Here is a 19,570-nt window from a genome sequence, read left to right as displayed (position 1 = left end):
TATTAATGCCCTAGATTACCACAGTTTGCTTGAGTTTCTGTGCCCTGACACGTATGCAAAGCGTGTACTCGCCTGTTTGCGGTCATATCATAAAAGACTGACATGAGGGTAAGCTACGCCAAAGCATACCTCACCATTGCAGCCGTTTGCCCACCAGCCCGTGGTTGCAATCCACATACAAAAACCCCGCCATCTGGGCAGGCGATGGCTTGAATTTTAAAAACTATCTACCATAATGAAGACAAGACTTTGATTTATCATTAATCCCAAAACCAATAATAATTTACCGTTATCTATATCGCTAGCAGATACGCCACCTGCGTGTTAAAAGGCGCGTGACACACTGCCCGCCCAGACACCTTGACGAACGACTTTTATTACCCATTTTATTTTTTAGCATTTTATTTTTTATCTCTGAAGCCCGTGGCACTCTCCATGTTGATCTCATCAGCACTAGGCGATAGCAGCGGGTACACAACACAAGGATAATCGCTTGACTGATTCTATGAGCCGCCGTATAAAGTTTGAATCACTGACCCCAGCACAGCTCAAAACCGTGCTTGGTGAATACAATAACCACATGAAATACCTACAAGATCGCCTCGATATCAAGATCATTCAACGCCAAGGCGACTTTTGCCTGAGCGGGGATGTGACTGCGGTCGAGCGCGGCGAACGCATCATTTATAAACTGGTCGATGAGGCGCAAAACACCAAGGATATCAGTGCAGAAGAGCTGCATTTGATTATCCAATCGAGCGTCTCCCGCGATGAAGACATGGCAGATGATGAGCAAGAGTCTGCCGATAATGAGAACGATACAGCTGATTTGGATTCAGCAGATGAGTTTACCCCCATTAGCCTGCGTACGCGCAAAGGCCGTATCATCCCGCGCGGGGGCAACCAGCAGCGCTATGTCAAAAACGTGCTCAGCTCCGATGTGTCCTTTGGTATTGGGCCTGCTGGTACCGGCAAGACGTATCTGGCGGTGGCCTGCGCGGTCGATATGCTAGAGCGCAATGAGATTGAGCGCATACTGCTGGTACGTCCAGCGGTAGAAGCTGGGGAGAAGCTGGGGTTTTTACCCGGTGATCTCACACAGAAGATTGACCCCTATCTGCGTCCACTTTACGATGCCCTCTATGAGATGCTTGGCTTTGAGAAGGTCGGCAAATTGATCGAGCGGCAAATCATCGAGATTGCGCCGCTGGCTTATATGCGTGGCCGCACCTTAAACAACTCATTTGTCATCTTGGATGAGGCGCAAAACACCACACCTGAGCAAATGAAGATGTTTTTGACGCGTCTGGGCTTTGGCTCACGCGCCGTCATCACCGGTGACATCTCACAGGTCGACTTGCCACGCGGTACCAAATCAGGCTTGGCACAGGCGATGGATATCTTGAGCGGTATCGAAGAGATTCATATTACTAAGTTTGACTCAAAAGACGTGGTGCGCCATCAGTTGGTACAAAAAATCGTCGAAGCCTATGATGTGTTTGATGAAGAGCAAATCGCGCTACAAGAAAAACGTAAGTTTGAGCGCATCAAAGAGCAAGAGCGCAGACAGGCGGTGGCAGATGCAGCCTCTAAACTGTAGCTAAACGTCGTTAAACTGTTATGTCTAACCCAAAAGACCGGATTACTAAACATAGTGATCTGGTCTTTTCGTTAATATTAGGGCGTGTTGAACATTCAACCATCGCACTGGCGGCGGCTATTTTTCAGACAATACGCAGTGAAATTTTCGAAGCATCTGTCGGCGTAGGCACAGCACGCAAGAAAAGTTTATACCAGTTCCACGTTGACATACAATCTATCTGTTTTATTTATAATCGACTATATCTCTCCTGAAGGTGACGCTATGAACCAATCTAACAACGATAATATAAACGCCCTAAAGATAAATAATCTAGACAAAATTGAGCTTGATGTCAGCGCTCTCGATAGTATCGATGAGGGGTTAATCAGTCGTTACTACAGTGCAGATCGTCTATTGCCAATCATGGCTGCAACTTTGAAATATATAGATAGACGTATAGAGAGTGGTCTGATGCTCCCTTATTTTACAGATATTAGTCTTGAGACGTGGCAGCAAAAAATCAAAGCGCTAGATATCTATATTACTGACAAAACTGAAGGTCGTGAATTAAACCTAGAGGCGCGGGGCAAGGATTATGCGACCAATATCTTATCCTATCCAAGCGACTTACCCGTCGCCATTATTGACTTGATGCCGACCTTGCCACTCGGCGAGCTGATCATCTGTCATGAAGTCGTGGTGCGAGAAGCCGGCGAACAAGACAAGAGCGTCGCGCAGCATATCAGTCATTTACTAGTACATGGTATGCTGCATCTACTAGGCTTTGATCACGAGCTTGGACAAGCTGAGCAAGATGAGATGGAAGGGTTTGAGATAGAGATTTTGGCAAGTCTCAACCTACCAAACCCCTATCTACCAAACGCTTGAATTTGACGAGATGGTTTTTGACCGAAACAATCCCTTAGAACAAGCACTGAATAACCAATCCTTGCTCAGTCTTTAGTCATGGGCAGTTTTTGCGACTGACCCATTTGATTAATCATCTGATCCAAGCCTTTGACATGGACGCTACGCTGCGGGAATGGAATCTCAATCTTCTCATCATCTAAAGCGTATTTAAACTGCTCAAGCAAATCACACTGCATCGTCCACCAATCAGCATTGGTCGTCCAGACATTGAGGGTCAAATCTACCGAGTTGTCACCCAGATTGGTCACGCGTACGATAGGCTCAGGGTCGGTAAAGGCTATTGGGTTGTTTCTGGCCAAGCTCAGCATCACCTCTTTGGCAGTTTTGATATCGGCATCGTAGCCGATCCCAACTGTGATATCGACGCGGCGATTGGGCAGCGCCGTATAATTGGTCACCGCTGAGGTGGTGATATCGCCATTTGGGATGATGATATCGTGGTTGTTGATCGTGGTTAGGTGGGTGTTGATCAACGTAATCTCGGTCACCGTCCCTGTATAGCTGCTAATCTGTACATAATCACCGCGCACAAAGGGGCGAAAAGTAACGATCATGATACCAGCGGCAAAGTTTGATAGCTGATCCTTTAACGACAGACCAATCGCGACTGCTGCACCGCCCAGTATGGCAACGACCGATGTCGTTTGGACTCCGACCTTGCTCAGCGCGGCCAACACCACCACCACCAATAACACGCCATAAAGCAAGCGCCCTAAAAAGCTGGCCACCGTATCATCTAAATGACTGCGACGCATAATACCATGAGCAAAGGTGACGGCTTTTTTGGCCAGCCAGCGCCCGACCATAAATATAACGATGGCAAAAGCCACCTTGATTACCAAGCTCAATGCGTTACTGGTCAAAGCAGCAACATCGACTGTAAAACCTAAAAATTCCATACTGACTCTTTTTGTTTAAGTGTGTTTTATATCCAAGCGTATTGATAAAAACGCCGGTTCGCCTTTGCTGGCAAACGGCTTTTATTTGATTTGCTGTATCGCTTATTGATACGTCGCTTATTGATACCTCATCCGCTAATACGTCACATTGACTGTATCGCTGTACTGATAAGTACGTATCAAACGCAGCTCTACAATATCGCTCATGTCTTCGGTAAATTTGCCAAAGGGTGCCGCTTGACGCACTGACTGCTTTGCCGCTTCATCCAATATCGTCGAGCCTGAGCTCTCTAGCAAACGAATGGCTTTGACATTGCCATCACTACTGATAACCACCATCAAGCGTACGTCGCCGGTGATACCCTGCGCCCGAGCTTGCGCTGGATAATGCAGGTTACCGACCCGCTCGACATGCTCACGAAACGTATTGATATAATCCGCTGCAGCGCCGCGCGTCGTCGAGTTACTATCGACCGTCACCACTTTTGATTTGGTCGCATAGACCTGCTGACGCTGGGACAACTGCGCCTCTAATGTCGCGATTTGTTTGCGCAGACGCTCTTCCTGCGCCATGATATCATCTTGCTCTTGCGTACTGTCATTATCAGACTCGACGGTTGCCTGTCGCCAGCTCAAGGTGGTACGCAGGTAGCTTTCTTGATAGCGCTGCTGACGGGTCTGCCGCTGCAAATTGATCACATCTTGTGTCTCGCTCATTTGCTCAGCTGACAGCGGGCTGACCTGATCAGTTTCTTGCCTGAGCTGCTCTTCTATCGTGCCGCCACCGACCTGCGAGGCGTTGGCGATAAAGTGCGCGTCCTCATTTGGCTGCATGTTGTCCGTCAAGGCCTTGGCCACATCCTGCATCATCGCTGCCGGATCTTGCCCCATAGAAAAACTGATACCAAAAATAATCAGCACATGCACACTCACAGCGATGACGATCGCCATAAGCAGACTTCTATCGCGCTTAGGGGCTTGCGCTGAAAAATGATAACTTTGTGAGTCTTTAATATAGGCCACAGTTGCTCTCAGCTTAAGGGTATGAGCGTCGCAACACAAGTCTGCCGCTCATCTATGTATCAATGAATAGGCACCGCTAAGCGGTTGACTCATGCCGTGCCGAGGCTATCATAACATGACATAGAATTGCGTCGCCAGCACAACCGCCAAACAGGCGCGCCATCCACACTGCAAACAAATCATTTACGATAAAACGCCTGTGTTCATTTTGAAGCCACGATATTTGTTATATACTGCTTTATAAATGCTATAGTCGAGATACTATAAAACAAATACCCTATCATTGGGATGCTTGCTTTCAATAATATGCAGGAACACAACAAGAAGTGCATACTTTAATAGCGCACTATAAGGATAATACGTTTGAGTGACTTTGATAACATGAGTGATAACGTAAACAATTCAGACAGTTTTGATGAGTACTTTGAAAACATTGGCTATCGTTTTGATGAGTCATTTAGCGACGGCTGGGAGCGCCTCACCCAATCTGTTAAAAACCTTTATAACAAAACCACCGATAAGTTTGAAAACGAGCTATCGCTGCCGGTAGCGCAGCAATACGTCAACGATGCCTTGCAAAAGTTTGTCACTGACAATGTAAAGGCCATCTTAGAGCTGCGCGTTGAGATGCACGACGACTGGTTTCGCCTATACTGTACTATTGATATCTCGGGCATCTATATCGAGGTCGCCAGTAACTTTAGCTTGATTCATGTACAGCTCGATCGCAATGTGCAGCGTTTTGTCTTTGGCCAGCAGACCTATACCGATGTGCTAAACCTGCGCTGCGAGTCTTTTATCAAGCGCCAAGGCATCAAGCTGTTTATCTGGTTTTATCATCGTATCCTCAAAAAAGACCCGCTCGGCTTTATCTTATCGTATATCAACATTGCTCGTGCCAAAAACGAGGTTATCTACCTCGATATCAACCGCTGGCTAAAAAAGAACAAAAAAATCATCAGCACACTGCACAAGGTACAAGTTAATTATGGCGAGCTTGAAGAAGAGCAGATGATCTTAAAGACTCAGATCAACTATCGTGACCTACTGGCCGCCAGTAGCAATGAAGATATCATTAGCGACGCCGATGAGCCTGAGCTGATGCAAGGCCCGATCAATCCTGTCGCAGATGCCACCGAGCCCAGTCAGGTTTGATCTCCAACTACATGGACTATCAATCGTACGTAATAAACCATTAAAACGCCGCTACTTTTCGTCTATCAAGTAGCGGCGTTTTTGTACAACGGCAATACAACTTTTATTTATCAGATTTAAGCAAATATCTGTAGCGGCAGCTTTTATCAATACATCAATAGCTTTTACCAATAATTTTCTACCGCGATATTGCCCTCGCCGCGGCGGTTCATCACCAGCCCTAATGTCTTTAGGGCTTCTTTGGTGTCCTCTACCATCTCAGGGTTGCCGCAGAGCATCACATGGGTGCTATCGACATCCAGCGCAATACCTGCACGCTCTTGTAGCGTACCGTCCAATAGCAGCTTTGGCAGGCGCTCCGTCAATGCGCCATCGACGGGCTCGCGGGTGACAATAGGAATAAAAATCAGCTTGGCAGGGTTGTCCACCAACGAGCCAAAGTCTGCTTGCAAGCGTTCAATCAGCTCAATATAAGCCAGCTCTTCCACCGAGCGCGCACTGTAGGCCAGTACGATATGCTCGTAGTCTTCCCATGTCTTTAGGTCTTGGAGCATCGATAAAAACGGTGCCAAGCCTGTACCTGTCGCCAATAACCATAAGTCTTTGGGCAAGGGTTTTTGGTAGCGAGCCAACGTCAAAAAGCCAAATGGCATGGTATTGAGCAGCAGCTCATCACCCACTTCTAAGTACTGCAACTGCGAGGTAAAAGCGCCATCAGGAATGACAATAGAGAAAAACTCTAACACCTCATCAAATGGTGAGGAGACAATTGAGTAGGCACGAAATATGTCTTCGTCCAATGCTGCTAATGCCTCCTCCTGCTGCTGATAATACTTCAGTCGACTGGGGTTGACCCCCAAACGCACAAACTGCCCTGCAGTAAATTTAAAACTGTCGGGCCGGCTGACCGTAAAGCTAAATAAATTGGGTGTCCAAGTGGTCTTACTGAGCACCGTTACTGTCTGAATATTGTCACTCATAATCGTTAATCACTCTCGTTTTTATTAGTCGTTTTCTTTTAATACTTCTATTGATGGTTGTGTTTATTTGTTTTTAAAGGGGTCAAACCAAAAGATGCGCCAAGCTTATCATAAAGCTGGCGCATCTTGGGTGGTTTACCATCACAGCGGACGTGCGGCACGATAGATTGCCGCACTGTAGCGGTTTGTTTGCTACCTATCTATCAGCATATTACTATCAGTACATTACCAGATACGTGCCATGCTCGCCCACTCAATCATACTGTTTGGCAAGATACCAAAGAATAAAATAATCGCTGTGACGGCGATGACCATGATACCACCCGTGCGAATACCCCACTGTCCTGCCACATCAAACTCGATGAATTGCTTAGGACGTTTAAATAAAGTAAGCAACACGCGCAAGTAATAAAACAGACCGATGGCACTGCCTAGGATAATCATCGCAGCCAAGAACCAGTTGGTCCCTTGCACCGCTGCCAATATCGCAAACAGCTTGGTGATAAAGCCTGCAGTAAGCGGAATACCAGCCAGTGACAGCATCATAATGGTCATGACCGCCGTCAGCACGGGACGACGCCAAAACAGCCCTTGATAGTGAGTCAGCTCATCAGCCTCACCTGCCAAGCGATAAGGACTCGACATCAAGGTCACTACCCCAAAGGCACCGATAGAGGTAAAGGCATAGACCGCCATATACATACTAGAGATGCTATCGGCTGCGGTACCGATACTAACAATAACGATCAGCACATAACCCATATGCGCAATGGATGAATAACCCAATAAGCGCTTGAGACTGGTCTGACGTACGGCTAGTAAGTTACCTACCAATATCGATAAGGTCGCCATCACCATCAGCAGTATCTGTACAGACGGCAGCGCCAATAACGCAGTATCGATTAAGAAACGCACGGCCAAAGCCATCATCGCCACTTTTGAGACAGACGCCAAAAACGTAGCGATAGGAGCTGGTGCACCCTCATAGACATCGGGGGTCCACATATGAAAAGGAGCTGCTGAGAGTTTAAAGGCGATACCGAACAGCATCATCGCCGCCCCAAGTATCAAGAGTGGCGACTCAAATACATTACCCAATACCAAGCTGATCGGTTTGAACGCCAGCGCGCCCACCTCAGCGTAGATAAAGGCCATGCCCATCAGTAGTGTGGCCGATGCGGTCGCTGATAACACCAGATACTTCAGCCCCGACTCAAGCGAACGATTACGCATATAAGTATAGGCCAATAAGCCATATAGCGGTATCGATAGCATCTCAAGACTCATAAAGAACGCCGCCAAATGCTGAGCACTGACCATCAGCAGCGCGCCGATTGTCGATAGCAACATCAGCAGATACAGCTCGTCTTTATTGTCTTTTAGGTTGGCAAGATAAGCATAAGACAGCGTACAGCACGCCAATGCACAAATAAAAATCACCACCATATTAAACTGAGCAAAATTATCGATGATAAATAACTGCTCAGCGCTAGGCGCAGCCGCACCGCTACTGACGATACCAGCCATCTGCGCCAGCAAGGTAAATAGCCCAATGTTTAAGCCCACCACCGTAACAGTACCTGTCACCATATGTGAGCGTTTTACCGCGATGGCAATCATCACCACCAACACCGTAATCACTACGGCGATGATCGGTGCGTAAGGTAGCAATCCCATCAAATCATTCATCGTAATATCATTCATGACTTAACGTGCCTCCATTGCATCAAGCAGTTGCATGGCATCTACCTGTGTGACTTGACTGTATATATATGCATTATTGATCCACTGCATGGCGTGACTTGACGTATCGAGGAATGGCTGCGGATACAATCCTAGCCAGACCAAACCTGCTGCTAACATAAGCAGCAACGAAAGCTCACGTTTGCCCAAATCTTTTAGTCTACGCGTCGGCAGACCATGCGATTTGGTTTCGTGTATCGCCAGCGCTTCGATATTGTTTTTACCAAACAAGGCGCGGTGAATCAAAATGAGCGAGTATAGGCCTGCAAGTACCAAGCTGAACGTAGCAAAAACCACAAACACAGGATACTGAGCAAATGAGCCAAATAAGATCATAAATTCGCCAATGAAGTTACCCGTACCCGGGATACCCAATAAAGCGGCGCAAAAGAACATCAGTATCGGTGCATAGTAGCGGAACTGACCCCACATACCGCCCATCAAAGTCAGATCGCGCGTATGTAAGCGCTCATACAACTGTCCCGCCATGATAAAGAGTGCCGCCGAGCTAAGCCCGTGCGCCAGCATCTGAATCATCAGACCTTGTAAGCTGATGAGCGTACCAGCATAGATGGCCAATACCACAAAGCCCATGTGCGAGACACTGGTATATGCCAATAGACGCTTCATGTCGGTCTGCATAAAGGCGAGCCACGCCCCATAAAAGATACCAATCGTCCCCAAGGTAATGGCAATCGGTGCAAACTCTTGCGACGCGGCTGGAAATAATGGCAAGACAAAACGAATCAAACCATAGGCGGCAGTCTTAATTAGAACCCCAGCCAAATCCACCGAACCTGCTGTTGGTGCTTGAGCGTGCGCATCTGGCAACCAGCCATGAAAAGGTACAATCGGCAACTTCACCGCAAAACCGATAAAGAAGCACAGCATAATGGGATATTCCCAGCCGCCAAGCGAGGTACCGAGCAAGTCATTATAATTAAAGCTGACCACCCCAGTTTGCGCATAGCTGATAATGACCAACACCAAGATACCGATGAGCATGATTAGCCCAGACGCTTGGGTATAAATAAAGAACTTGGTTGCTGCGTACTCTTTGGTTTTGCCCACCACATCATGACCCCATAGCGCGATCAAGAAGTAGATAGGAACCAGCATCATCTCCCAAAAGAAGAAGAACAAAAACAGATCAATGGCTAAGAACACACCGATGACGCCGCCCAAGCTCCATAGTAAGTTGAGATGGAAAAAACCCACACGGCGCTGAATCTCGTTCCACGAACAAGCGACAGCGGCAATACCGAGCAGCCCTGTTAGACCCACCATCAGCAGCGACAAACCATCTAGCGCCAAATGAAAGCTGATACCAAAGCTTGGTATCCACGGCACACTAAACTCAGCGACCCATGGCACGTTTGCATCTGGCGCGATCACCTGCTTACTCATACCGCTATAGTCGCCGTACTGCCATAGCACGAGTGACAAAGCAAAGGTTATGATCATCCCGATTAAGGCGATCCAGCGCGGCAGACGTTTATTAATCCGCTCTACCAGCCAGCATAGCAACCCTGCAATAAAAGGAATTGCAATCAATGCTGGTAGCATCCACGTTTGTTGTAACTCAATCATCTTATACCACCGTTATCATTACCAGCACGAGCAATACAGCAACGCCTAAGCCAAAGCTTGCAGCGTAACCTCGAAGTGACCCTGTTTGCGTCGCAGACAATACCTTATTACCTGCTGATGCCAGCTTAGGTAAGACATACCACGTTTTATCGATAGGGTCGGCTTTTAATAAGCGGCCGATGAACAAAAAGGGTTTTACAAAAAGTAAATCGTATAGCGCATCGAAACCTAGGCCGTGATAGCACCAGTGATACAGCGCGCCGCCGACACGCGAGCGCTTAAAGCTCGTTAGCAGACGACCTTTATTGACCACATATAACAGCGCGGCCAATACCAAACCTGCCAGCATCGCACCCATGGCGATATACTCTGCAGTATGCTTGGCCTCTGCTTGACCAGCCACTTCTAATAGATGCCCAACACTCTGGGGCAATACACCTTGCAATGGCGGCGTAATCCACGCACCGACAGCGGTCGATAGTACCAAAAGCACGGTAAGTGGTAACCAATATGACACTCCTGACAGCTTATGCGCATGGGTCTTTTCTTCACCAAAAAAGACAATCCAGATCATACGGAAGGTATAAATTGCCGTTAAGAATGCACCAAAAACACCCATGTAAAATAGTACTAAGTGACCGGTGGCATAGGTTTCCCAAAGAATCGCTTCTTTAGAATAAAAACCAACGGTGATCCAAGGTATCGCAGCGAGTGCACCGCCACCGACGATATAACACCAAAATACCAAAGGTATCTTTTTGCGTAAGCCGCCCATCTTAAAGATGTCTTGCTCATGATGTACCGCTAGAATGACCGCACCTGATGCCAAGAACAACAGCGCCTTAAAAAAAGCATGGGTCATCAAATGAAAGATAGCCCCTTGCCACGCGCCCACGCCTAAGGCCAAAAACATATAGCCAATCTGACTCATGGTCGAGTAAGCAAGGATACGTTTGATATCGGTTTGCGCCAGCGCACAAAATCCAGCGACCACAAGCGTTAACGCCCCGACACCGCCGACCCAGTACAATAAAATACCTGGCGTTAGCTCAAACAATGGATGCAGGCGGGCGATTAAATACACCCCTGCGGTGACCATCGTCGCGGCGTGAATCAATGCCGATACTGGTGTTGGACCTGCCATCGCATCAGCAAGCCATGTGTGTAGTGGCAACTGGGCTGATTTACCCATCGCGCCGCCCACCAGCATCATAGTGGTGAGCATCATTATGGGGTTGTTTAGGTCAAAGACTTCGGGCGCGCGGGTGATAATCTCTTGAATATGCAGCGTACCGAACTCGCGAAACAATAAAAACAAACCAAAGGCTAAAAACACATCACCGACACGCGTGACCGTAAAGGCTTTCATCGCCGCGCGGCCATTGGCTCTGTCGTGGTAATAATAACCAATCAGCAAGTACGAGCAAATACCCACGCCTTCCCAGCCCAGATACAGCAAAAACAAGTTATCTGCTAACACCAGTAACAACATACTGGCGACAAATAAGTTCATATAGCTAAAGAAACGGGCAAAGCCGGTATCGCCTTTCATGTACCAAGCGGCAAACATATGAATCAAAAAACCGATGCCCGTGATGATGCCTGTCATGGTCAATGCCAAGCCATCAAAACTCAGCCCAAAGCTCGGAGCAAAATCCCCGACCTGAAACCACGTCCACAGCGGCATCTCGACGACCGTACCTGCAGGGTAACTGGTCAAAAAAGTATAGCTGACGACGAGCGTACAAAGCGCAGATAGCAGCATACTACCGACACCGACTATCCTCGCCACCTGCTCGGTGAGTTTATCGCGCATAAAGGCTAAGATTAAAAAGCCAATGAGCGGGAATATAAAGGTTAATGGTAATAAACTCATGACATCATCCTTTCATCTCATTGGCGCTATCGACATCGAGATGCCCACGCTTATGATAAAACCGCAATAATATTGCCAGACCGATTGAAGCTTCAGCCGCGGCCAAAGTCAAAATAAAGATAAACATAATCTGCCCATCTGGATCGACCCAGCGACTGCCTGCTACTACAAATGCCAATGCCGTCGCGTTCATCATAATCTCAAGACTCATTAGCATAAATAAAAAGTTACGTCGTACCATGACGCCGCACAGACCGATGGCAAATAAAATACCTGCCAAAATCAGTCCATGACTCATGGGTATCATACCCAGTACATTTTGCGCCTCAGCAGCTGGCTGTACTAAGCCTGCTACCTCGTGGGCAAACGGCACGTTTGACACATCTTGTGCCACGCTTGCTGCTAGTACCATCAGTCTGACTCCTTGCGCGTGACTCGTTGTACACCTACTTGCTTACCGACATAGTCATGCGGGTCAACATCTTTGTATTCATAAGGCTCCGCCATCTGTGCTGCATGGCTATCGTCGTTATCATATGATTTGATACTGCCGACAGCTGGCTGCACGTCTCGGCTACCATTGCCGATGATCTCATCATCTTTCGTCTCTTTGCCCAAGTGATAGGCGGCAACCAAAGCGGCTAGCAGCAGTAGGGCCGCCACCTCGATGAGCATGACGTATTTGGTAAAGAGCACCGTACCGACTGCTTTGGCAGAGATGGTGGTACCACCAATCATCGCCGCGTCATCATGCCCCATACCTATCATCGCATACAGCACAACGCCGATGATAACCGTCAGGCCGGTCGGCAGCGCCCACGTGCCAGCATCGAGCCAGCGCTCTTCGCGCTCATCATTACTCATGCCCAAGTTGAGCATCATAATGACAAAGACGAACAGCACCATGATAGCGCCAGCATAGACGACGATCTCTAGCGCCCCTGCAAACGGCGCACCTAAGACAAAGAAAATACCTGAGATGGCGAGCAAAGACACAATCATCGACAAGATGGCATGTACTGGATTGGCCTGCGTCACCACGCGCAGGCTGGCAAATATCGCCACAGCAGCCAGCGCATAAAACCCTGCCAGCTCAGGGCTGTTTAAAATAGTCATCATGGTAGCAAGCTCCTTAGATCAATCGGTGCCGCTTCGTTTTGAGCAGCGCCTTTTGGTTTTTCCGCTACCGCCATACCGGTCACACGATAATAGTTATAATCAGGATATTTGCCTGGACCTGAGATGAGCAAATGCTCTTTTTCATAGACCAAGTTTTGGCGCTTATACTCACCCAGCTCAAAATCTGGCGTCAGCTGAATCGCTGTCGTCGGACAGGCTTCTTCGCACATTCCGCAAAAGATACAGCGCGAAAAGTTAATACGAAAAAACTCTGGATACCAGCGTCCATCGTCACGCTCGGCTTTTTGTAGTGAGATACAGCCTACTGGGCAGGCGACGGCACATAGGTTACACGCCACACAGCGCTCATCACCATCAGGGTCACGCGTCAGCACAATACGCCCGCGAAAGCGTGGCGGCACTGGCACTGGCTCTTCAGGATAAAGAATGGTGTCACGTGGCCTAAGCGCATGACTGTTGACCATCCACATGCTGCGGACAATGGTAAGGATACCAATGACGGTCTTTTTTATGGTAGTAAACATGGGATTATTATCCTTATCAGCTTTACCCTAGTTCATCAATGATGGCTAGTAATGATTACAACGTTGGGGAAAAGATCAAAATGACTGCAGCAGTAACGATTAAGTTAATCAGCGTCACTGGCAGGCAGACTTTCCAGCCAAAGTTCATCACCTGATCATAGCGCGGACGCATGAGTGAGCCTCGAGCCAAAACAAATAGGGTCATAAAAAACAGCGTCTTAATCATGAACCAAAAAGCTGGTGGAATAAATGGAATATCTAAATTAAAAGGAGCCAACCAACCACCAAAGAATAAGCAAGTCATCAAGGCTGAGATCAGCACCACATTGACGTACTCGCCAATAAAGAACATACCAAACTTCATACCCGAATATTCGACATGATACCCTTCGGCAAGTTCTTGCTCGGCCTCTGGCTGGTCAAATGGATGCCTGTGGGTCACCGCCACACCAGCGACCACAAAGGTCAAAAATCCAAAAAACTGCGGAATGATATACCAGCCATCGATTTGTGACTCAACGATTTCGCGCAAATTAAACGAGCCGGTCAAGGCCACCACGCCCATCAATGATAAGCCTAAAAACACCTCATAACTGATGGTTTGTGCCGCCGAGCGTAGGCCGCCCAATAGCGAGAATTTGTTGGCAGACGCCCAGCCACCAAACATTACCGCATAGACGGCAATACCTGCCATGGCAAAAAAGAACAAAATACCGATATCCCAATCAGCCACCCCAAAGGTCGGCGAGACAGGGATAATGGCAAATGAGGCCAATGCGGTAAACATCGCGACCGCAGGTGCCAAGGTAAACATAAACTTATCGGTGAAATTTGGTGTCCAGTCTTCTTTAAAGAAGATTTTGAGCATATCAGCGACCAGCTGCAAGGAGCCAAACGGCCCGACACGGTTGGGGCCATAACGATCTTGCCATAAGGCCAGCATGCGGCGCTCATAGACAATCATCAACGCCGCCACGATAACGACCACCAAAAATATGACCAGTGCTTGCACCACCATAAATAAAACGGACCAAGTATCAAAGCTCATACTACTGGCCAAAAAGCTTGGCACATCAGGGATAATACGGGTAACTTGCATATTACACCTCCTGTGTGGTGGTCGGCGCGGTGCCAGTTGGCGCAGCGCGGTTGGTGGTATCGTCAGCGCTATCCGCCATATCGCCCCTCATTGTCACGGGTGCATCGACTTTACGGACTGAGGCTGGCATCGAAGGGTGAATGATGCTCACCTGCCCGACAGGATAACCAATACAGCCTTCTGCTAGATAACCGACAATCTGTACTGGCAGGGTGATTTGCTGTTTGTCAATCTCGATTGCTAAGTAATCACCAGCGGCAATATTCCAGTCTTTGGCATCATCCATACCGATACGCCATGCCGCCACCGGCAGCTGCTCGGCGACGATAGGACTGCGCGATGCCATCATTGAGCTGGCATAGATATTATAGATAGGCACCAGTTTGGCTTGTCCCTGCTGCATGTCAGTCGTGGTCGCAGACAGGGCTTCTGGTGCGACATACTGACGTGTCGGTAGGCGCTCGAGCATATCGAACAAACGCACGCCTGGGTCGCCGTTTTTTAGATGACCACCGACTTTGTCTTGGTATTTGTTCCATGCTTGCGGCGAGTTCCAGCCAGCAGCATGAGCAAAAGGAACCATCGAGCTTGGTGTTTGTTTGCCCGTGTAGCCTTCCATAGAGAAAGTCAATCCTGTATCCAAGTCTTTTGGCTGCATCGGCTCATGTACTGAGATCGGCGCACGCATGGCAGTACGACCAGAGTAACGCCGCGGCTGACGCGCAATTTTAAGACCCGTGATACGGTAGTCCGCATCGGGCGCGGCGCCCTTGATACCAGCAAGCTTTGGATGGGTGGCGATCAATGCATTGATGACATCATCGAGCTGTGTCCAATCGACATCACGGCCTTCGATACTGCTATGCACCGCATGTAACCAGCGCCAGCCTTCTTTGATACTGCTCATTGGATGATAATATTCATTATCATAAACTTGGAAGAAGCGCTGCGCACGGCCCTCAGCAGAGATAAGCGTACCATCCGCTTCGGCAAAACTGGCGGCTGGCAAGACGATGTCGACGTCTTTGTGCCAATCAAGCAGCTGATGATCAAGGGCGATGACGGTCTTATCAGCGAGTAACTGCGTCAACTTATTGGTATCAATGGCATCGGTCAGCTGGTTTTCTGCAACCACCACCACATCAAAGTCAGTGGCTAGTAGCTCTTCAACTGACTGACCGCCAAGCATACAAACGCCCATGCTATTGGCATCAGGAACCGTTAGATAGATACCTGCTTGTGCCTGATACCTGTTATTTACTTCTTTTAACTCAAGGTTTTCAGCAGGCTCGCGCTCGACATCATCCTGCGCTTCTGTATTCACGCCTGTTTCAGGTTTGTTCGGCTTAGCAGATAAATCTTGGTCTTCTTCAGGCTGGTCTTTAGCCGCTTTCGCTTGTGCTGCCTGTACTTTGGCATTATGTGCCTCAACCTGCTGTTGCTCAGTCGCTTTGATTGCCGCGCGTTTTTGCGTGAGTACCTGAGTAATCTGCGCCGCTGCTTCTATCAGTGCAGTAGAAGATAAGCTGCTACCCGAAACCACCAGCGGCTGATCGGCTTGAATCAAATCATATGCGATTTGCTGCGCGAGTGCCTGCATCGCATCGGTCTCGCGCTCGGCAGTATCCGCTTGCGGCGCTACAATCTGCGTCAAATCATCTGCCAGACCTGCAATCTCATCAGCAACTTTAAAACCAAGTTTAACAATGTCTTCAGGAGTCGCTACCACGCTGGCTTTGCTGATGTCTTCTAGCTTGGTTTGGGTCACATCGACGACGTATACTGGGCTTAACGCGTCTTGGGCGATACGCTTGACAGGCTCGGCAAGCCAAGGCTGCGTTTGCAGCGCCGCCGCCATTTTTAAGCCTTCGTTTTTCGCGGCTTGACGTACTGACAGTGCGACACGTGATGAAGTTTGGGTGATGTCTTCGCCCAACACCAGCACAGCGTCATGTGCTTCGATATCAGCCATGCTAGGATTATAGATACCTTCAGTGCTGAGCACTTCGATACATTTATTGACCAATGCTTGCTGCTGATGATTGAGGCCGGTTGAAAAGTTATCAAATCCGACCAGATTTTTTAGCGCAAAGTTGGTCTCGAGACTGGCGCGCGGTGAGCCAATACCGATGACTTTTTTGTCTTTGATGCGTTTGATGGTTTCATCAAGCGCGTAGTCAATATTGATTTTGACGTGTTTGTCATTGATACGCTCAAGCGCTTGGGTTGGACGATCAGCGCGGTTGACATAGCCATAACCAAAGCGGCCACGGTCACATAAGAAGTAGCGGTTTACGTCACCGTTATAGCGGTTTTCGATACGGCGCAGCTCGCCATAACGCTCACCTGGCGAGATATTACAGCCCGCCGAGCAGCCATGACAGATGCTGGGCGCATACTGCATGTCCCATTTACGATTGTAGCGATCAGAATGCGTTTTGTCAGTGAATACCCCAGTTGGGCACACTTCGGTTAAGTTGCCTGAAAACTCGCTTTCGAACTGACCGTCTTTATCACGGCCAAAATACACACGGTTGTTTGAGCCATAAACGCCCAAATCTTCGCCGCCTGCGTAGTCTTTATAAAAACGCACACAGCGATAGCATGCGATACAGCGGTTCATCTCGTGAGCGATAAATGGCCCAAGGTCTTGGTTATGATGCGTGCGCTTGGTAAAGCGATAGCGACGACGACTATGACCTGACATATAAGTCATGTCTTGCAAGTGACAATGCCCGCCTTCTTCACAGGTTGGACAGTCATGCGGATGGTTGGTCATGAGTAGCTCAACCATCGACTTGCGGAATGCCTTGGCTTCGTCATCCGTCACTGAGATATACATGTCATCGCCAGGAGCGACCATGCAAGACATTACTAGACGACCGCGCCCTGCTTCCATATCATCTTTGTTTTGGAACTGCTTGACTGCGCACTGACGACACGAGCCGACCGAGCCAAGGGCTGGATGATAACAAAAATACGGCACATCAATGCCGAGTGATAAGCAGGCTTGCAGCAAGTTATCGCTGCTATCTACTTCGACAGTGGTACCATCAATATGTATGACTGCCATGCCGCTCTCCTTATTTCACTTCTGGCTGTTGGTTGGCTGCCGCATCAATGACATCGACACCAACCGCCTGCGCGATTTTTTGATCAAACTCAGGACGGAAATATTTAATCGCACTCATCAGTGGCTCCATCGCACCAGGCGCATGGGCACAGAATGTTTTGCCGATCCACAAGTCACGGGTGAGGCCTTCTAGTTTTTCCACATCGCCGACTTGTCCCTCACCATCATTGATGGCGGTAAGCAGCTTGACACCCCACGGCAGACCATCACGGCATGGCGTGCACCAACCGCATGACTCACGCTGAAAGAAAATCTCAAGATTGCGCAGCAGCGGCACCATGTCCTGCGCTTCATCGACGACCATAATCAGCCCAGTACCCATACGGCTACCGGCTTTTTGAATGGTGTCAAAATCCATCACCACGTCCAAATGCTCTGTGGTCAAAAAGTCGGTCGAGGCACCACCAGGCAACCATGCTTTGAGTGTCTTGCCATCTTTCATGCCGCCAGCCAACTCTTCGATGATCTCGCGAGCGGTATAGCCAAATGGCAGCTCCCATAGACCTGGGTCATTGACCAATCCTGAGCAGCCAAAGAGCTTAGTACCCGGGGTTTCACTTTTGCCTTTGATCTTTGATAGTGACTGATACCACTCGACACCATGATTGAGAATCGCTGGCATATTATTTAACGTCTCGACGTTATTGACCACCGTCGGTCTGCCCCACGCCCCAGAGATTTGCGGAAACGGCGGCTTGGTACGAGGGTTGGCGCGGCGACCTTCTAGGCAGTTGATTAAAGCGGTTTCTTCACCGCAGATATAGCGGCCAGCACCCGTATGTACGTGCAGATTAAAGCTAAAATCTGAGCCAAGAATGTTGTCGCCCATCAGGTTGTTGGCTAGACATTCTTCAATAGCTGTGACCAAGCGCTCAGCAGCTAAGATGTACTCGCCGCGGATAAAGATATAACCATCGGTGGCACCGATCGCATGCGCAGTAATGAGCATACCTTCGATAAGCTGAAACGGTAGGCGCTCCATCAATAAACGGTCTTTAAAGGTGCCCGGTTCCATCTCATCGGCATTACAGATGAGATAGCGCGGCAAGCCATCTGGCGGCGACATAAACGACCACTTTAGACCAGCGTTAAAGCCAGCGCCGCCGCGTCCTCTGACATTGGCCGCCTTGATCATATTGCCGACTTCTTTTGGTGATTTGGACAATGCTTTTTTTAAACCCGTAAAGCCTTGTAGAGACTCATAAGTCGCTAAATCCAAAACGGCATCATGATGCGCCAAACGCCAAGTCAATGGTTTGGTTTCGCTGGTGGCGGTCGCCTTATCACCATAAATTGGTATACGCTGTTCGTTTAGCTGGCTTGGCGCTTTACCTTGACCGCGACGAGCAATCTGCTCTGAAATCGTTAAACTCATGCGTATAGCTCCAATAATTGCGCGACCTCAGATGGTTGGACAGGACCATAAGTGTCTTCGTCTATCAGCACCGCAGGGCCTTTATCACAGTTACCCAAGCAGCAAATCGGTAATAGCGTAAAACGGCCATCAGCTGTGGTCTGCCCATACTCAATACCCAGCTGTGATCGAATTTCAGCCGATAATGCCTCATAGCCTGTTAGATAGCAGGCCACTGAGTCACAAATCAGGATAACGTGACGGCCGACAGGCTGACGATAAATACGGTTAAAGAAAGTCGCAACGCCGTCCATATCCGACATCGGAATGTCTAATATATTGGCGATAGCATTGACCTGCGCATCATCGACCCAGCCGTTGCGCTTTTGCACGATTTTTAGCGCATCTAACGAGGCGGCGCGCGCATGGGGATAGTGATGCATATATTCATGAATGGCAGCAATTTCCTCAGGGGTGAGGATGCTGGCCACATCTACTTTTGGCATTTTGTCGGAAACAATTTTCATAATCTTCTATCTTTC

Annotated in this window: 16 protein-coding genes; 3 read left to right on the top strand and 13 right to left on the bottom strand. The window is 48.6% G+C overall.

Annotated elements, in window-relative coordinates; genetic code table 11:
- The first annotated feature begins 505 nt into the window (after positions 1-505).
- Positions 506-1,600 (top strand): PhoH family protein, encoded by a 1,095-nt coding sequence (locus tag BTV99_RS05980; protein WP_075101468.1) that lies wholly within the window; start codon positions 506-508, stop codon positions 1,598-1,600.
- A 264-nt stretch (positions 1,601-1,864) separates the two neighbouring features.
- Positions 1,865-2,470 carry an rRNA maturation RNase YbeY gene (ybeY, locus tag BTV99_RS05975; RefSeq protein ID WP_075101467.1) on the top strand — a complete coding sequence of 202 codons (606 nt, stop codon included), beginning with the start codon at positions 1,865-1,867 and terminating at the stop codon, positions 2,468-2,470.
- A gap of 65 nt (positions 2,471-2,535) precedes the next feature.
- On the opposite strand, the gene BTV99_RS05970 is transcribed toward ybeY, so the two are convergent.
- Complete coding sequence (locus BTV99_RS05970; protein ID WP_075101466.1) at positions 2,536-3,411, bottom strand: mechanosensitive ion channel family protein; 876 nt, start codon at positions 3,409-3,411, stop codon at positions 2,536-2,538.
- 135 nt (positions 3,412-3,546) lie between these two features.
- Complete coding sequence (locus BTV99_RS05965; RefSeq protein WP_172953056.1) at positions 3,547-4,434, bottom strand: energy transducer TonB; 888 nt, start codon at positions 4,432-4,434, stop codon at positions 3,547-3,549.
- 381 nt (positions 4,435-4,815) lie between these two features.
- Between BTV99_RS05965 and BTV99_RS05960 the strand changes: the two genes are divergently transcribed.
- Positions 4,816-5,589 (top strand): hypothetical protein, encoded by a 774-nt coding sequence (locus BTV99_RS05960; RefSeq protein ID WP_075101565.1) that lies wholly within the window; start codon positions 4,816-4,818, stop codon positions 5,587-5,589.
- 164 nt (positions 5,590-5,753) lie between these two features.
- Here BTV99_RS05960 and BTV99_RS05955 read toward each other — a convergent pair whose 3' ends face one another.
- The 11 genes from BTV99_RS05955 to nuoE all read right to left on the bottom strand — a co-directional run bounded on the left by BTV99_RS05955 (position 5,754) and on the right by nuoE (position 19,555).
- Complete coding sequence (locus BTV99_RS05955) at positions 5,754-6,569, bottom strand: ferredoxin--NADP reductase (protein WP_075101464.1); 816 nt, start codon at positions 6,567-6,569, stop codon at positions 5,754-5,756.
- A gap of 225 nt (positions 6,570-6,794) precedes the next feature.
- The gene (locus tag BTV99_RS05950) at positions 6,795-8,273 is read right to left on the bottom strand and encodes an NADH-quinone oxidoreductase subunit N (protein WP_075101463.1); all 1,479 of its coding nucleotides are present in this window, start codon (positions 8,271-8,273) and stop codon (positions 6,795-6,797) included.
- 3 nt (positions 8,274-8,276) lie between these two features.
- The gene (gene nuoM / locus BTV99_RS05945; RefSeq protein ID WP_075101462.1) at positions 8,277-9,902 is read right to left on the bottom strand and encodes an NADH-quinone oxidoreductase subunit M; all 1,626 of its coding nucleotides are present in this window, start codon (positions 9,900-9,902) and stop codon (positions 8,277-8,279) included.
- A 1-nt stretch (position 9,903) separates the two neighbouring features.
- Positions 9,904-11,778 (bottom strand): NADH-quinone oxidoreductase subunit L, encoded by a 1,875-nt coding sequence (gene nuoL / locus BTV99_RS05940; protein ID WP_075101461.1) that lies wholly within the window; start codon positions 11,776-11,778, stop codon positions 9,904-9,906.
- A gap of 4 nt (positions 11,779-11,782) precedes the next feature.
- Entirely contained in the window at positions 11,783-12,091 is a 309-nt protein-coding gene (gene nuoK / locus BTV99_RS05935; RefSeq protein ID WP_075101564.1) for an NADH-quinone oxidoreductase subunit NuoK, read from the bottom strand.
- Between the two features lie 98 nt (positions 12,092-12,189).
- Complete coding sequence (gene nuoJ, locus BTV99_RS05930) at positions 12,190-12,897, bottom strand: NADH-quinone oxidoreductase subunit J (protein ID WP_075101460.1); 708 nt, start codon at positions 12,895-12,897, stop codon at positions 12,190-12,192.
- Positions 12,894-13,442 carry an NADH-quinone oxidoreductase subunit NuoI gene (gene nuoI / locus BTV99_RS05925; protein ID WP_075101459.1) on the bottom strand — a complete coding sequence of 183 codons (549 nt, stop codon included), beginning with the start codon at positions 13,440-13,442 and terminating at the stop codon, positions 12,894-12,896. The genes nuoJ and nuoI overlap by 4 nt, the downstream gene beginning before the upstream one ends.
- A gap of 55 nt (positions 13,443-13,497) precedes the next feature.
- Entirely contained in the window at positions 13,498-14,490 is a 993-nt protein-coding gene (gene nuoH / locus BTV99_RS05920; RefSeq protein WP_172953072.1) for an NADH-quinone oxidoreductase subunit NuoH, read from the bottom strand.
- A gap of 52 nt (positions 14,491-14,542) precedes the next feature.
- Complete coding sequence (gene nuoG / locus BTV99_RS05915) at positions 14,543-17,614, bottom strand: NADH-quinone oxidoreductase subunit NuoG (protein WP_075101457.1); 3,072 nt, start codon at positions 17,612-17,614, stop codon at positions 14,543-14,545.
- Between the two features lie 10 nt (positions 17,615-17,624).
- Positions 17,625-19,049, bottom strand: coding sequence for an NADH-quinone oxidoreductase subunit NuoF (gene nuoF / locus BTV99_RS05910; protein WP_075101456.1), 1,425 nt, complete (start codon positions 19,047-19,049; stop codon positions 17,625-17,627).
- Positions 19,046-19,555, bottom strand: coding sequence for an NADH-quinone oxidoreductase subunit NuoE (gene nuoE / locus BTV99_RS05905; protein ID WP_075101455.1), 510 nt, complete (start codon positions 19,553-19,555; stop codon positions 19,046-19,048). Before nuoE ends, nuoF begins: the two co-directional genes overlap by 4 nt.
- Positions 19,556-19,570 lie beyond the last annotated feature (15 nt).

Source organism: Psychrobacter sp. Rd 27.2 (assembly GCF_001921755.1).
In the GTDB taxonomy this organism is placed as follows: Bacteria; Pseudomonadota; Gammaproteobacteria; order Pseudomonadales; family Moraxellaceae; genus Psychrobacter; species Psychrobacter celer.
The sequence above is the reverse complement of the archived record's forward strand: the minus strand, read 5'-3'. Positions and strand labels throughout refer to the sequence as shown.